The following is a 15,157-nucleotide window of genomic DNA, read 5'->3' on the forward strand; positions in this document are numbered from 1 at the left end:
TCGATGAGCAACGACCCCTTCACCCTCGATATGTTTGATAGCAGCGCTATGTCATCAGGACTCGGTCTTGGCGTAACCGCGTTCGGTGCTTTTGGTCCGCCGACCTGATCGCCGCGATTCGACTGCCCGAAGGCAGTTTTCGGCGTGACGCCGGCACGGACGTCGTGGTCGACATCCTCTTCTTCCGCAAGCGCAAGACGGGCGAGCCCGAAGGCGACCTTTCGTGGCTCGACCTGGAGGACGTCCGGCCGGCTGTCGAGGACGAGGGGGTGATCCGCGTGAACCGCTGGTTCGCGCAGCATCCAGAGTTCGTGCTCGGCGGTCATGCCCTCACCTCCGGCCCGTTAGGGGAGACCTATACGTGCCGGCCACGAGCCGGCGAGGAGCTCGACGCGTCGCTGACGGCAGCCGTCGCGCTTCTTCCGGAAGGCCTTTATGACGGCGAGCCGACGGCCATCGACATCGATCTGGAGGACGAACTTGCCGAGATCGTCGATCTCCGCCCCGACAACGCCAAGGTGCGCGAAGGCAGCTATTTTGTCGACGTCAGACATGGTCTCATGCAGGTCGTCGGCGGCGTGCCTGTTCCGGTTCATGTGCGCAAGGCCCGCAGTGGCGAGGGAATTTCCGAAAAGCATGTCCGGATCATTTGCAAACTGATCCCGATCCGCGATGCCGTGCGCGAGGTCCTGAAAGCCCAGGAACTGGACCGGCCGTGGCGGGACTGCCAAGTGCGGCTGCGTATCGCCTGGTCGAGCTTCGTTCGTGATTTTGGCCCGATCAACCACACGACGGTTTCGATCATCGAAGATGATATGACGGGCGAGGTTCGTGAAACCCATCGCCAGCCCAACCTGCAGCCCTTTCGTGATGATCCAGATTGCTGGTTGGTCGCCTCCATCGAGGACTATGACCTCGAAACCGACACCGCCAGGCCCGGGCCGATTTTCTCCGAACGCGTCATCGCGCCCCCTTCCCCGCCCGTCATCGCCTCCGCCGCCGATGCCTTGGCCGTGGTCCTCAACGAGCGCGGACGCATCGATCTCGATCATATCGCCGAGCTTTTGCATTGCGACACGGATGCGGTTCTCGATGCGCTCGGCGACACAATCTTCTGCGATCCCGCCTACGGCTCTTGGCAGACCTCCGATGCTTATCTCTCCGGCGCCGTGCGCACTAAGCTTGGGATTGCGGAAGCCGCGGCTGGTCTCGATGCCGCCTATGAGCGAAACGTCCGTGCGCTTCAGGCGGTGCAGCCCGCCGACCTTCGCCCTTCTGACATCACCGCTCGGCTGGGTGCTCCCTGGATTCCGGCTGCTGATATCGTCGACTTCGTCCACGAGACCATGGGTGCCGAGATCAGGATCCATCACATGCCGGAACTCGGCTCATGGACAGTCGAGGCGCGGCAACTTGGATGGACGGCGGCCGGCACATCCGAATGGGGCACCGACCGACGCCACGCCGGCGAGTTGCTTGCCGATGCGCTGAACAGCCGCGTGCCGCAGATCTTCGACGTCGTCAAGGATACCGACGCCGAGCGGCGGGTGCTGAACGTCGTCGATACTGAGGCGGCTCGCGACAAGCTGCAGAAGATCAAACAGGCTTTTCAGAACTGGGTGTGGACCGATCCTGATCGCACCGACCGGCTGGCGCGGGTCTATAACGATCGCTTCAACAATATCGCGCCAAGAAAGTTCGACGGCTCGCATCTCAAACTTCCCGGCGCCTCTGCCGCCTTTGTTCTTTATGGGCATCAGAAGCGTGGCATCTGGCGCATCATCTCGTCGGGCTCGACCTATCTCGCCCACGCTGTCGGCGCCGGCAAGACCATGACGATGGCGGCCGCGATCATGGAACAGCGTCGGCTCGGGCTGATTGCCAAGGCGATGCTGGTTGTCCCGGGACATTGCCTGGCTCAGGCGGCGCGCGAGTTTCTCGCGCTCTATCCGAACGCCCGCATCCTCGTCGCCGACGAGACCAACTTCACCAAGGACAAACGCGCTCGTTTCCTGTCGCGGGCGGCAACGGCGACCTGGGATGCGATCATCATCACCCACTCGGCATTCCGGTTCATCGCCGTGCCGTCGGCGTTCGAACAGCAGATGATCCAGGATGAGCTGGAGCTCTACGAGGAGCTGCTGACCAAGGTCGACAGCGAGGACCGTGTCTCCCGCAAGCGTCTCGAGCGGCTCAAGGAAGGGCTCAAGGAACGACTGGAGGCGCTTTCCACCCGCAAGGACGATCTGTTGACCATTTCCGAAATCGGCGTCGACCAGATTATCGTCGACGAGGCGCAGGAATTCCGCAAGCTTTCCTTCGCCACCAACATGTCGACCCTGAAAGGCATCGATCCGAACGGTTCGCAGCGTGCCTGGGACCTCTATGTCAAGTCTCGCTTCATCGAGACGAGGAACCCCGGCCGCGCTTTGGTTCTCGCCTCCGGCACGCCGATCACCAACACGCTCGGGGAGATGTTCTCGGTCCAAAGGCTGCTCGGGTCCGACGCTTTGCGCGAGCGCGGGCTGCATGAGTTCGACGCCTGGGCCTCGACCTTCGGTGACACGACGACGGAACTCGAGATCCAGCCATCAGGCAAATACAAGCCCGTCAGCCGTTTCGCGAGCTTCGTCAACGTGCCGGAACTGATCGCCATGTTTCGGTCCTTCGCCGATGTGGTGATGCCCGAGGATCTCCGCGACTACGTCAGGGTGCCTGATCTCTCGACCGGCCGGCGGCAGATCCTGACGGCCAAGCCGACGCAGGCGTTCAAGGATTACCAGACGATCCTCGACGCCCGTATCAAGGCGATCGAGATGCGCGAGGGACCGGCGCAGCCCGGCGACGACATCCTGCTCTCCGTCATCACCGATGGTCGCCATGCGGCAATCGATCTCCGCCTGATCGACGCGGATAATGACAACGAGCCCGACAACAAGCTCAACCTGCTGGTCCAGAATACCTTCCGCATCTGGCAGGAGACGTCGCAAAGGACGTATCTCCAGCCCGACGGCAAGCCTTTCGATCTGCCGGGTGCGGCGCAGATGATCTTTTCGGATCTCGGCACCATTAATGTCGAGAAGAGCCGCGGTTTTTCCGCCTATCGCTGGATCAGGGACGAGCTCGTCCGCCTGGGCGTTCCGGCCTCCGAAATCGCCTTCATGCAGGACTACAAGAAGACCGAGGCCAAGCAGCGCCTGTTTGGCGACGTCCGCGCCGGCAGGATCCGTTTCCTGATCGGCTCGTCTGATACGATGGGCACCGGCGTCAATGCCCAACTCCGTCTCAAGGCGCTGCATCATCTCGACGTCCCATGGCTGCCCTCGCAGATCAAGCAGCGCGAGGGCCGGATCGTGCGTCAGGGCAACCAGCATGACGAAGTCGATATTTTCGCCTACGCCACCCAGGGCTCCCTCGACGCCTCGATGTGGCAGAACAACGAACGCAAGGCCCGCTTTATCGCGGCCGCCTTGTCCGGCGACACCTCGATCCGGCGGCTGGAAGATCTAGGCGAAGGGGCGGCCAATCAGTTCGCTATGGCGAAGGCGATTGCGAGTGGCGACGAACGCCTGATGCAGAAGGCAGGGCTGGAAGCCGATATCGCTCGCCTCGAACGGCTGCGTGCCGCCCATGACGACGATCAATATGCGGTGCGCCGGCAGATCCGCGACGCGGAACGCGATATCGAGATCTCGGTGCGACGGATTGCGGAAATCGGCACGGACATCGAGCGCCTGGTTCCGACTGCGGCCGAAGCCTTCGCCATGACTGTCGTCGATGAGGCTTTCAACGAACGGAAAGCAGCCGGTCGCGCCTTGATGAGGGAAATTCTCACCCTTGTTCAGCTCCAGCAGGAAGACGATAGCGTCATCGTCTCGATCGGAGGCTTCGACCTCGTCTATTCCGGCGAGCGGTTCGGCAGGGACGATGGGTATCGCTACACGACCCTTCTCCAGCGCACCGGAGCGGATTACGAGATCGATTTGCCGGTGACCGTGACCCCGGTCGGCGCCATCTCCCGCCTCGAGCACGCGCTCGGTGGTTTTGACGAGGAGCGGGAACGCTATCGCCATCGCCTGCATGACGCCCAGCGGCGTCTCGCCTCCTACCGCTCGCGCGAGGGCGGCCTTTTTGCGTTTTCCGAAGAACTCGCCGACAAGCGCCGGCAGCTACGGGACGTCGATGAGGCATTGGCAGCCGTGGCACGCGAGAAGAACTTATCCGCCTCGGAAGCGGCCTGAGGTCCGATGCCATGCCGGACCTCCGTCCGCTCTGGTTTTGGAAGCACTGCAGCATCCACATAGCTGCAGTGCACAAAAAGTGTTTCCAAGTGCTCAAAAATCGAGCATAACGCACACAGCTGATGCATATGGCGGCTTTCCTCCCAGTTCCGCCGCAGCAGCTGTTCCCCTCTGGAGGTTATTGACCTTCACACTTTCATGGGCCGCGGTTTCCGCTGGCCCATTTTTTTGTCTCCCATCTTACCCCAATCGACATCCCGTCGCGCGCAAGCCGATGCGTTTTGCACCGGCGCGTCAGCCGCCGAAATGAAGGCAAGTAAGGAAGGAAAGAAGGCAGAGGGAGGTGAACCGGTCGCAGAGCAGTCCGCCGGTTGCCGCTGACGCTCAACCGCGCCGCTCGCAATCCCGGCCACTCGTCTTCGCAGGGCTACGAGCCCCGCTTATCCTTCGTGACAGGAATGCTCGGCCGCAGTTGCACCCGACCGCCCGCTCCGCGGTCCGGGAGATGTCTTCGGAGAGATGAAGACGCGAGAAGGACAGGCAGAGGGCCGTGTCCAAATCCCCGAGAAGGAGCATCCCATGCAACTCATGAAGGTCGATCCGCGTGCGCTGAAGGACAACCCCGACAACACGCGTCAGTCGAAGTCGACGCCGCAAGCCGACGCCCTGCTTTTGGCGACGATCAAGGCCGTCGGCGTGATCCAGCCGCCGGTCATTTTCCCGGAAGCCGGCGGCAACGGCTACGTCATCGAAGCCGGTCACCGGCGCACCCGCATGGCGATCGCCGCCGGTCTCGAGGAAATTGACGTGATCGTCGTCGAGGCGGCCAACGACAACGGCGCGATGCGCTCGATGGTCGAGAACATTGCGCGCGAGCCGCTCAATCCAGTCGACCAATGGAGGGGCATCGAGCGGCTGGTCGCCCTCGGCTGGACCGAGGAGGCGATCGCCGTGGCGCTTGCCCTCCCCGTCCGCCAGATCCGCAAGCTCCGTCTGCTCGCCAACGTGCTGCCGTCGATGCTCGACCAGATGGCCAAGGGCGATATGCCGAACGAGCAGCAGCTGAGGACGATCGCGGCCGCCTCGAACGACGAGCAGAAAGAGGTCTGGAAAGCCCACAAGCCGAAGAAGGGCGACACGGCAGCCTGGTGGCAGATCGCCAACGGCCTCTCGAAAACCCGCATGTATGCTCGCGATGCAAGCTTCGGCGACGATCTTCGCCTGGCTTACGGTATCGAGTGGGCCGAGGACCTGTTCGGCCCGGCCGATCAGGACAATCGCTACACGACCAATGTCGAAGCCTTTCTCGGCGCCCAGCAGGAGTGGATGGCGAGCAACCTTCCGAAAAAGGGCGCCATCGTCGAGGTCAACAATTGGGGCCAGCCGGACCTGCCCAAGAAGGCCGAACGCGTCTACGGCAAACCGGCCAAGGGCGATTGCACCGCGATGTATCTCGATCGCGACGGCAAGGTGCAGAGCGTCCACTACCGGATGCCGGAGCCAAGGAAAACCGATGGGCGGTCCGGTCCCGCCGGTGACGCTTCGACGGAAGCCGATGACGACACCGATGTCGTCGGGAAGACCAGGCCCGAGGTCACGCAGAAGGGCCAGGACATGATCGGTGATTTCCGTACCGATGCACTGCATGAGGCGCTCGCCCGGGGGCCGATCGAGGACGACATGCTGATGGCGCTCCTGGTCATGGCCTTCGCCGGCACCAATGTTCGGGTCGATTCCGGCGCCAGCGACACCGTCTTCGGGGCGAAGCGTTTCCTGCGTCATGTCGCGCGTCTCTATTCAGGCAGACGGAAGCTTGTCGTTCGACATGGACAGCGTGCGTGTCGCCGCCCGCTCCGTTCTCATCGACGTGCTCTCGTGCCGGCGCGGCATGTCGAACAGCGGTGTCGTCTCGCGCATTGCCGGTGACGCGATCGGCGCGGACGGTTTCCTTCCGAACATGGGGACCGAGGATTTCCTCTTGTGCCTGTCGCGTCACGCGCTCGAAGCCGCCGCCAAGTCGGTCAATCTCGTCCCGCGGGCGCGGGTCCGCGAAACCCGCGCGGCACTCGTCGATCACTTCGCGACCGATGCTGCCTTCGTCCTTCCGGCCGCGCTGTTTGCGCCTGACCCGAAGGACATCACAGATCTCATGAAGCACGCCGATGCCGTGGGCGACGACAGCGATGGTGCGCAGGACGAGAGCATCGGTGTCGACGGGCTCGATCCAACGGAGACGGGACATGACGATCCCGTCACCGACCCGGTGAGTGATGAAGCCTCCGATGAGGAGGAAACGGCCTATGGGATCGCGGCGGAATAGCCGCCGCCCCGTCCTTCTCCGCTTGATCTTCCGCCGCCGGTCGTACCGGCGGCGGTTTCGTTTCCACCACCCGCAAAACTTGAAGGAGGATGCGCGATGTCCGCGTCTCTGATTTATGACCTCGCCCCGATCGGCTCCATCGTCGCCTGGTCGGATGGTACCCCACGACCGCCCGAGCGCCACAAGAAGAAGCTTTCAGCTTGGCAAACGCGCAATAGCCAGGGTCGGCTGATTCGCAAGGAAGGCAAGCGCGGCGTCGGCAGCACCAGTTTGACACCGTGTTTCACGCTGCATGAAGGCGATCTCGGCGCAAATGGCGTTATCACCGTCCGTATCCATCGGACCTTTTCGCTCGACAGCGGGCTGACATTCAAAGTCGTCGAGCGTCCCGCTCTTGGATCAGCTCGCGTCTTCGATCGTCCCGGCGCTAATGCCGAACTCGTCCACCTGGCGGACAATCGGCAGGCGGCCGCGGAATGGCTCATCCGGCATGGCTATCCGCATGCCGTTCTCTCGGAGGTGACTGCCGACGAGGTCGCCGCCAATGAGATCGAAGGGAGGGCTGCAGCATGACTATGCTCCCTTCGCAATCCTTCGAAGGCTCCACCCCTGACACGTCAGGGGTGGAGTTCGGCAGAAGCGCCGACGACATGGCTGTTGCACGTGTCGGCGATCTCGTGTTCGCCTTGGTTCCCGCCCGGGATAGGCAGTATGTTCTTGCCAGTGCCTGGCGCGTGTCGCGGGCGCTTGCCGAACTAAAGCGCGATGATTTCTATTCGCACCACGGCTCTGTCGAGGGCGAAGCCGATTTCCGCAACCGCATGATCGAACAGGCCGGACACAGCCGCGAACTCAGGCTCCTGTCCCGCCAGACCGTCCGGATGACCTGCAGCACGCCATGGGGTCCGTCGCAGGGCACCACCGTCTACGCCGACGGAATCGTGTGCCATACGACGGCAGGGCATGGTGGCTTCAGGCTCTCCGACGCCCGCAATGCCAAGGTCCACCCGATGCTCAGGACAGATGGCGGCTGGTATGAAGAGGACGCCGCCTGGGCAATCGTCGCTCTCGCCTTTCCGGACCTGTTCACGACCTATGAGCGCAAGTGCGCCGACAAAACGATCCGGGACCGCTGGCCGGATGCCTGGGAAACGATCTTCGGCCGGCCGCTCGCACCGGGCGAATCTTACGAGAGGGACGCCCAGGCGTTCGCACGGCAACATGCCGACGACAGGATCGTCACCGCAGCACTGCGTTCGGACCAACACCCTATGACCGAGGTGATCGCCGCTATCGGGGCAGGCGTGGCGAGCCTGCGCAGGAGCGCCGCTTTCTGGTCCCGAGCGACGAGTATACGGTCGGCCGCTTCGGCTTCGTCATCGATGAGACGCGGCATGCCGCCTATGAGGGTCCTTCCAGCTTCGCTGCTTGGCGCGGGAGGGCGGCGTAATGTCCAATTCCGAGCAACGCGCCGCGCAGTTTACCAGAATGGAATCGGCACGGCGGCAGACGCAGCACCAGCTCGATCTGATCGACCGGCAGATCACGCGACGCATGACCACAATCATTCCCCAGCTTGGTCGCCGTCACTCCGGATATCGTCGCGGCAAGGCGCCGGAGCCAGGCGCCTTCCTCGAACGCTACCGGTCCAATCTGGCAGCGATCACCGCCGAGCGTCAGCCGGAAATCGATGCGCTGTCGAGGAAACTCGCCCGACAGGATTCGGCAATCGCCGCGCTGCGGGCGCGAGCCGGTTCCGACGGCAAAGTCGTAACAGCTACCGGTCGTGGAGGCAGGACGCCATGAGCACGATCGGAGACCTGGAGCGAAGAGCAGGCATCGGCCCATCACCGGTGGAGCGAACCGCTTTCTGGCGGCAGTTCCATCACCTCGAAGGCGAAGCCTGCCTCAATGCCGGTGGCGCGGAACTCAAGCGGCTGATCGCTCTAAGGGAAGCACGGGCGGATCCCAGACCGAAAACACGCGCCGTTCGTCGCACGCGCGAAACCCTGCCGCCTTTGACGCCGGAACAGGAAGCCGCACTTCAGTCCTATGCCGCCAGGCATGGACGGCGCTGGAAATCGATCCTCAACAACGCCTGGATGGGCGGGCCGCCGCATGATGACGGTGGTCTGCTGCGCGGGCTTCGCAACTCGCACGGTCCAACCTGGCTGCAATCCTACCGGTTACCCAAGCCGGCCAAGCGATAGGTCGAGCGCTTGACGTCGGCGAGCGGGAAAAGGCGGAGACAGGCGGCAGCGCCCGTCGTTTCATTCGAGGACTTCATGATCCCGGCCCTGCCGGATCGCCCTTCGGTTTTGCTGCGGTCTGAACCGGCGGCCGTGCGCTTCAAGGCCGCTGTCGCGCCGCGGGACGGCCGGACTCCGTCGTCCTTCACGGAGCAGGCTCGCGTGCTCTTTCGAGGGCAGTTTGCCCTCTTCGCCCGCAAACCGGCTCCGCTCGTCCAGGCAGGGCCGGACCCTGAAACGCCCTTCTTCCGCCGGTTCGGGATGACCGCACCGAAGGGCAAGCCGGCGTGGGCCGGAGCCCGTTCGGACGACCTCGAAAGGAAACGATCATGGCCAGGCCCGCACCCTCCTCTCGCCATTCCGCCCGCGTCGTGCAACTGCGCAAGGGCGCCACCATCGAAATGGTCCGGCTGACATGCCCCGACGCCAGCCAGGCGCTGAAGATCGCCGAGAGTTTCGGCACCGCCGTCATCGACAGCGACGGCATCCGCGACCTGCATGAACGGCTCCTCATCGAGACCGCCGATGCGCTCGGTGATGGCCTGGGCGACAAGGCCATGCAGATCCACCTGCAGCGGATCGTCGGCGCCTTCGTCGGCTCGGCCCACGGCGCCGGCCAGTTCTACAGCCGCGCTGTCACCGAGGCGCGCGATGCCACCGCAAAGGCCGCCAACGACGCCCGCGACGAGGACCTTGACGGTCCCGTCGGCTATGACAGCGCCGCCCAGCGCAAGCGCGAGTTCGCCGCCGACATGGGTGTGCAGGCCCATTCGCTCAGAATGGCGGCCGAGGGCGCCGTCGCCGCCTATGCCCAGGTGATCGGCGAGACCTGGAAGCCTTTCGACCGGCCGGTCGGGCAGCCGGGTCACTCGCTGGGCCGCAAGGCCGCCGAAGCGCAGATCTCGGCCTTCGACTAGGCCTTGCCGGCGGGGCTACGTCCCCGCCTTTCGATGAACGCTACGACGGCCGGTTCCCTGACGGAGCCGGCCTGTTTTCGTGTTGCTGACACGGTCAATCGGGAAACGGGAATCAGGCAGATGGCACGCCCGTCGCGGCCCGTTCCGTTTGTCGGGTCTGCAGGAGCCACCGGCAGATGCAACGGCTACGCCGTCCTCCACTTAAGTTCCTGCCGTTCCGGTGCATCGGCCGGCTGATCGGCTCCTGCCTCCTGCCCTCCGCAACGGGCCGCGATGGGCGCGGCCTCAACATGGAGGCTTGAAGATGAGCAATACGGAGAAACACCGGGTCGATCTTTATACCCGCATCACGGATAGAATCGTTGAGGATCTGGCGAAGGGCGTACGTCCGTGGATGAAGCCGTGGAACGCCGAGAACACGACCGGCCGTATTACCCGGCCGCTACGTCATAACGGGCAGCCCTATTCGGGCGTCAACGTGCTGCTTCTTTGGTCGGAGGGCAACGCCCGGGGATATACGTCATCCACGTGGATGACGTTCAAGCAGGTCCTGGAGCTGGGTGCTACCGTCCGCAAGGGCGAGACGGGTGCCACGGTCGTCTTCGCCAGCCGTTTCACTAAGTCCGAAACCGACGGAAACGGCGGCGAGCTTGAGCGGGAAATCCCCTTCCTGAAGGCGTACAGCGTGTTCAACGTCGAACAGATCGACGGACTTCCCGACCAGAATCATCACGGGCCGCTGCCGGTTCTCGATCCAGTCGAGCGCATCGAGAATGCCGATCGGTTCTTCCGCAACACCGGCGCTTCAATTCGCCATGGCGGCAACCAGGCCTTTTTTGCGCCGGCGGCCGATATCATCCAGATGCCACCATTTGAGAGCTTCAAGGATGCGGCAAGCTACTACGCGACCTTGAGTCATGAAGTCACCCATTGGACGGCGCCGGGGCATCGCCTCGGCCGCGACCTCAGCCGCTATGCCAAGGACAAATCCGAGCGGGCGCGAGAGGAACTGATTGCAGAACTCGGCAGCTGCTTTCTTTGCGCCGACCTCGGTATTGTTCCCGAACTCGAGCCCCGCCCCGATCACGCCTCGTACCTCGGCTCCTGGCTCAAGGTCCTGAGCGACGACCGACGGGCTATCTTCCAGGCGGCGGCGCATGCACAACGGGCGGTAAGTTTCCTGCACTCGCTGCAGCCCGAAACCGCTGGCGAGCGGCTCGCTGCCTGAGGACCATCAGCGTCGGTCGTTGGTCTCGCCAGCGGCCGGCACCTGTTCAGGCTTAAACGCGGAGAGCGTGTCAGGATCAGCCGTAAGGTCCAGTTTGCCCCAGATCGAGGTTTTCCGGTCAATCGGCTTGAGCTTCCGGGACGGTTTGATTTCGACGATGAACGGCTTTGGCTGCTGACGCATAGATCCTCCAGGCGACGATTCGCGAGCACGACGATAGCCCGAAGAACGGCCAATGCAACGCCCTCGTTCGGCTGTTCCCGGACGTCTGATTTTGACATGTGGACGGGGCGGCAGGTCCACCGTTGCAGGGATCCGGCAGGCAGTCGTCGAGCAGCTGCTATCGCCATATTCCTTTGGCCCTGAGCCAGGCCACGTCCTTTGCGGGCTCGATGAGGCATGTCTGATCGAAAACCGGCTTCGCCTCGATCGTCCTCCCGCAACGGCCTTGCAAAACTTTCTTCCCCTGAGCGCGGTGCGCCCATTCCTCGCGGAACAACAAAGTTTCTCCTGGCCGCCCTCCATTTCATTCCGGCCTTTCAGGTGCGGTCCGATCGTCCCCGATCCTTGCGACAGCTATCGAGGCCGCGATGGGCGCGGCCCGAAACAGCAAAAGGAATACGACAATGGCAACCATCGGCACCTTCACCACCTCCGAAACCGGCTTCAACGGCTCGATCCGCACGCTCGCCCTCAACGTCAAGGCCCGCATCGCCCGCATCGAAAACCCCTCCGACAAGGGCCCGCACTTCCGCATCTACGCGGGTAACGTCGAGCTGGGTGCGGCCTGGCAGAAGCGCTCCGAGCAGGACCGCGACTACCTCTCGGTCAAGCTCGACGACCCGAGCTTCCCCGCTCCGATCTACGCGACGCTCACCGAAGTCGAGGGCGAGGACGGCTACCAGCTGATCTGGTCCCGCCCCAACCGGGACTGAGATCTGGACAGGCCCCGCCACTGAGGCGGGGCCAACCGGCCAAAAAGACAAGCCGGTGGCAGGCATCGAGCTGCCGCCGGCTTTTTCGGCGCCATGCGGGACCGGAAGTGTCTGATTATGTGAGCAAGGGCAAGCAGAACTTGAGATGAAGAGGCGCGTTTGATTTAAATGCGCTGCTCCCAGGGCAAGCCATCCTAACAGGGCCGTCAACGAGCGCGTCTTTTTTCTGATTTAGCCGAGTTTCAATTTGATGGCCGAAAACGATATTCAAGTCAGCCTCGAAAACTGCCTTCAGTTACTGGTAGGGCTGCCATTAAGCATTGCCCGCAACGCTGCGGACATGAAGGTTTTCCATTTTGGTACGATTCGACCGCATCCCTCAGGCAGAGGGACTGTCGGGGCCTATGCACTGCATGTTCAATGCCCGTGGCGCTTCGTTGACGAGAAGACAATAGTCACAGGGACATCAGATCGTTTCGTCGAGCCGGCTGACGGAACGGACCCAAACGATGACGACCCTAAATCGGGAAACCTACAGCTCATCAAAATTGCATCTCTGCTGAAAGGCTACGACGCGGAGACAAACTCCTACGTGAACGCCACAGAGCAACTCGTCGTCATAGCCGTTAACACAGACAACTATGGCGGGGCCGACTTCTTGCTGTCAGGTGGTTACCGCCTGCAGGTTTTCCCGGATGGTTCACTTGGTGAGGATTGGCGCTTTGTCGAGCTTCAAGGCCGCCATGTCGTTATCGAAGGCGGTCGCGTACAGGTTGACATAGCAATCTAATCTCAACACCCGCTCGTCGGAGTTTTTCAACGGTATCTGCCATAAGCGGACGTTCGTTCGACGTCACAATGACCGTAAGGTAATGTTGGATAGAAATGCTGTGAAAGGAAAGGCAGAGAATGAATCATTTCGATATACTTGGCCGCAGCATTGCCGACCCAGTTGTCGAGTCTTATCTTGCCCATCACGAGAAGCTAGACCCTATCGATTTTCGTACGAATGCTGAGATGGGATTTTTCGGCGGTTTCGATAGCGGTTTCGGTCTGCAGGTGGAAAGCCTTTCCGCATACAGTGCCGAATTCGAAGAGGTGCGGTCAAGACGCCTGTCGGACGGCGAGGAGAGGATCGTCTCTCGCCTGTCATTTACCGGGCCGGATGCGATCAGGGCAGTGCAACGCGCCTATTCGTCGGCGTTGCCATTCGGTCTGACGTTCGGAGACAGCAGCGACATCGTGGCCGAGAAGCTCGGGACGGGCCCGTTTCGAGAAGGCAAGAGCAGCACGCTGCCGGAATATTCAGCCGAACGTTTCGTTCACTCATATGCTGTCGGCAATATAGTCGTGATCGCAAAATATGACGCGGACTTGCGGCTGATGGCGGTTTATCTGATGCAGGCTGACCGCACCATGCTCAAGGCCACGCGCCGAAAAGCGTCCTTGCCCAAGCAGAAGATCATGCCTGGTAATATCGATAAAGTCGAAGCATTGCGGGTCCAGATGCCGACGCAGCGCTGGCGGGAGTCCATGGCCGAGGGAGACGAGCTTTTCAACGAGGCCGATATCGCCACGGCTGAAACGGCGCTGAATGCGTTCATCGACACGGTGAAGGCCGCAACCAGCCAGCGGGATGCGCAGGCAATCCAGGCAGCGGTCAAGGACATCGTTCTTGCGATCAATGAGATCCACGGCAGAAGCGGGATGATCGAAACACTGGAGCGCGACGAACTTGGTGTCCTGATCGACGCGGTCGTAAGGGCGTCGGGCTTCAGCCTCCCGGATGATGAAGATATCACCGCAGAATGGCGGGAGTGGTAACGAGACCCGTGTCGCGGAAATCCTGATTTTCGCTACGGGGGCGGCAAGCGTCGTGTCACGGATGTTCCCTTGATGACGGCAGGATCCGGCAGGCAGTCGGGGGCGGCTGCCATCATCATATACCTTCCGCCACTGAGCCGAGCCACGGCCTTCGCGGGCTCGATAAGGCATGTCTGATCGAAAACCGGCTTCGCCTCGATCGTCCTCCCGCAACGGCCTTCCAAAACTTTCTTCCCCTGAGCGCGATGCGCCCATTCCTCGCGGAACAACAAAGTTTCTCCTGGCCGTCCTCCATTTCATTCCGGCCCTACGAGCCACCCCGTTGCGCAGGCGTAACGGGGACCCCGGGGGTGCGGTCCGATCGTCCCCGATCCTTGCGACAGCCATCGAGGCCGCGATGGGCGCGGCCCGAAACAGCAAAAGGAATACGACAATGGCAACCATCGGCACCTTCACCAGCTCCGAAACCGGCTTCAACGGCTCGATCCGCACGCTTGCCCTCAATGTCAAGGCCCGCATCGCCCGCGTCGAAAATCCCTCCGACAAGGGCCCGCACTACCGCATCTACGCCGGCAACGTCGAGCTGGGTGCGGCCTGGCAGAAGCGCTCCGAGCAGGACCGCGACTACCTCTCGGTCAAGCTCGACGACCCGAGCTTCCCCGCTCCGATCTACGCGACGCTCACCGAGGTCGAGGGCGAGGACGGCTACCAGCTGATCTGGTCCCGCCCCAACCGGGACTGAGATCCGGACAGGAACCGGAATATGTCTGCTCAGAAGATGCTATCGTGCCGGGAAGAAATGCCGGCGTCGAGGACGAGCGGTGCCCCCAATTTTGCCTCTGCTCCGGTTCCCTCCACTCCAACAAAATCGGCTTCCCCACTCGCCGGCTCCGCCGGTCGCTTCCGCGCTCCTTGACCCCGCCATCTCTTCCCGCCCCGGCGTCTCGTCTTTCACGAACTCAAGGAGATGAGACGATGACCATCGAACAGCACATCGAGGAGCTGCGCGCCGAGTTGAGGAACGCCTGCGACGCCGTCGAGCGCCGCCAGGTCGAAGCGGAGCTTCAGCTCGCCGAGGCCGATCTGGCCGTGGCGCTTGCCGAACAGGACGGCATCATCGAAGCCGAGCCGCCTTTCTGAGGCGGCTCTCATTCTGCCGGAATATCAGCCTGTCGGCCGGATCGACCGGCCTTCCGGCTGTCAGGGATTTCATCCCTCGACACTCCCGCCGGCTCACGCCGGATACGGTCACGCCCCCTCCGGGACCGTGGGTCTCTTCTCTCTATGACGTCCCACAGTACTCCAGCAAATCCGGCGTCAAGGACGGCGCGGTCTCCCCCAATTTTTCCGCCGTTGCGTTGCACTTCCCTTCAGAAAAATCGGTTCCCCCGCTTGCAAGCCGCGTACCGCGATCCTTGACCCCTCTTTGCCACGGAGTGGCCG

General features: G+C 62.5%; 12 protein-coding genes and 2 pseudogenes. 13 read left to right on the forward strand and 1 reads right to left on the reverse strand.

The window, feature by feature from the left end:
* Window positions 1-164 precede the first annotated feature (164 nt).
* From RGR602_RS20880 to RGR602_RS20920, 8 genes and pseudogenes are all read left to right on the forward strand, one after another.
* A complete protein-coding gene (locus RGR602_RS20880; protein ID WP_223844041.1) occupies window positions 165-4,241 on the forward strand; it encodes a DEAD/DEAH box helicase family protein in 4,077 nt (1,358 codons plus the stop codon).
* 579 nt (window positions 4,242-4,820) lie between these two features.
* Window positions 4,821-6,561: pseudogene (locus RGR602_RS20885) on the forward strand (ParB/RepB/Spo0J family partition protein).
* Between the two features lie 96 nt (window positions 6,562-6,657).
* Entirely contained in the window at window positions 6,658-7,134 is a 477-nt protein-coding gene (locus RGR602_RS20890) for a hypothetical protein (RefSeq protein ID WP_040114046.1), read from the forward strand.
* Window positions 7,131-8,011, forward strand: a pseudogene (locus RGR602_RS20895) (DUF7007 domain-containing protein). The gene RGR602_RS20890 and the pseudogene RGR602_RS20895 overlap by 4 nt, the downstream one beginning before the upstream one ends.
* On the forward strand, window positions 8,011-8,367 hold the full coding sequence (locus RGR602_RS20900) for a hypothetical protein (protein ID WP_040114047.1): 357 nt from the start codon (window positions 8,011-8,013) through the stop codon (window positions 8,365-8,367). The pseudogene RGR602_RS20895 and the gene RGR602_RS20900 overlap by 1 nt, the downstream one beginning before the upstream one ends.
* Entirely contained in the window at window positions 8,364-8,771 is a 408-nt protein-coding gene (locus tag RGR602_RS20905; RefSeq protein WP_040114048.1) for a hypothetical protein, read from the forward strand. Before RGR602_RS20900 ends, RGR602_RS20905 begins: the two co-directional genes overlap by 4 nt.
* Window positions 8,772-9,139: 368 nt before the next feature.
* A complete protein-coding gene (locus tag RGR602_RS20915; protein WP_040114050.1) occupies window positions 9,140-9,727 on the forward strand; it encodes a hypothetical protein in 588 nt (195 codons plus the stop codon).
* A 304-nt stretch (window positions 9,728-10,031) separates the two neighbouring features.
* Window positions 10,032-10,955 (forward strand): ArdC family protein, encoded by a 924-nt coding sequence (locus tag RGR602_RS20920; protein WP_040114051.1) that lies wholly within the window; start codon window positions 10,032-10,034, stop codon window positions 10,953-10,955.
* Window positions 10,956-10,961: 6 nt separating this feature from the next.
* Here the strand turns inward: RGR602_RS20920 and RGR602_RS37385 are convergent, their stop codons facing one another.
* The gene (locus RGR602_RS37385; protein WP_203226210.1) at window positions 10,962-11,138 is read right to left on the reverse strand and encodes a hypothetical protein; all 177 of its coding nucleotides are present in this window, start codon (window positions 11,136-11,138) and stop codon (window positions 10,962-10,964) included.
* 443 nt (window positions 11,139-11,581) lie between these two features.
* Between RGR602_RS37385 and RGR602_RS20925 the strand changes: the two genes are divergently transcribed.
* The 5 genes from RGR602_RS20925 (at window position 11,582) to RGR602_RS37390 (ending at window position 14,854) form a co-directional block, all read left to right on the forward strand.
* On the forward strand, window positions 11,582-11,890 hold the full coding sequence (locus RGR602_RS20925) for a DUF736 domain-containing protein (RefSeq protein WP_015341939.1): 309 nt from the start codon (window positions 11,582-11,584) through the stop codon (window positions 11,888-11,890).
* A 250-nt stretch (window positions 11,891-12,140) separates the two neighbouring features.
* Window positions 12,141-12,680 carry a hypothetical protein gene (locus RGR602_RS20930; protein ID WP_040114052.1) on the forward strand — a complete coding sequence of 180 codons (540 nt, stop codon included), beginning with the start codon at window positions 12,141-12,143 and terminating at the stop codon, window positions 12,678-12,680.
* Between the two features lie 119 nt (window positions 12,681-12,799).
* On the forward strand, window positions 12,800-13,714 hold the full coding sequence (locus tag RGR602_RS20935) for a hypothetical protein (RefSeq protein WP_040114053.1): 915 nt from the start codon (window positions 12,800-12,802) through the stop codon (window positions 13,712-13,714).
* A 433-nt stretch (window positions 13,715-14,147) separates the two neighbouring features.
* Window positions 14,148-14,456, forward strand: coding sequence for a DUF736 domain-containing protein (locus RGR602_RS20945; RefSeq protein ID WP_040114055.1), 309 nt, complete (start codon window positions 14,148-14,150; stop codon window positions 14,454-14,456).
* Window positions 14,457-14,689: 233 nt separating this feature from the next.
* Entirely contained in the window at window positions 14,690-14,854 is a 165-nt protein-coding gene (locus tag RGR602_RS37390) for a hypothetical protein (protein ID WP_165921973.1), read from the forward strand.
* Window positions 14,855-15,157: the final 303 nt, after the last annotated feature.

Origin of the sequence: Rhizobium gallicum bv. gallicum R602sp (genome assembly GCF_000816845.1) — a bacterium.
GTDB classification, from domain to species: Bacteria; Pseudomonadota; Alphaproteobacteria; order Rhizobiales; family Rhizobiaceae; genus Rhizobium; species Rhizobium gallicum.

Bases quoted from the DNA above. Each gene is read 5' to 3' on its own strand.
- RGR602_RS20890 (WP_040114046.1), top strand. From the start codon at position 6,658: ATGTCCGCGTCTCTGATTTATGACCTCGCCCCGATCGGCTCCATCGTC.
- RGR602_RS20900 (WP_040114047.1), top strand. From the start codon at position 8,011: ATGTCCAATTCCGAGCAACGCGCCGCGCAGTTTACCAGAATGGAATCG.
- RGR602_RS20905 (WP_040114048.1), top strand. From the start codon at position 8,364: ATGAGCACGATCGGAGACCTGGAGCGAAGAGCAGGCATCGGCCCATCA.
- RGR602_RS20915 (WP_040114050.1), top strand. From the start codon at position 9,140: ATGGCCAGGCCCGCACCCTCCTCTCGCCATTCCGCCCGCGTCGTGCAA.
- RGR602_RS20920 (WP_040114051.1), top strand. From the start codon at position 10,032: ATGAGCAATACGGAGAAACACCGGGTCGATCTTTATACCCGCATCACG.
- RGR602_RS37385 (WP_203226210.1), bottom strand. From the start codon at position 11,138: ATGCGTCAGCAGCCAAAGCCGTTCATCGTCGAAATCAAACCGTCCCGG.
- RGR602_RS20925 (WP_015341939.1), top strand. From the start codon at position 11,582: ATGGCAACCATCGGCACCTTCACCACCTCCGAAACCGGCTTCAACGGC.
- RGR602_RS20930 (WP_040114052.1), top strand. From the start codon at position 12,141: ATGGCCGAAAACGATATTCAAGTCAGCCTCGAAAACTGCCTTCAGTTA.
- RGR602_RS20935 (WP_040114053.1), top strand. From the start codon at position 12,800: ATGAATCATTTCGATATACTTGGCCGCAGCATTGCCGACCCAGTTGTC.
- RGR602_RS20945 (WP_040114055.1), top strand. From the start codon at position 14,148: ATGGCAACCATCGGCACCTTCACCAGCTCCGAAACCGGCTTCAACGGC.
- RGR602_RS37390 (WP_165921973.1), top strand. From the start codon at position 14,690: ATGACCATCGAACAGCACATCGAGGAGCTGCGCGCCGAGTTGAGGAAC.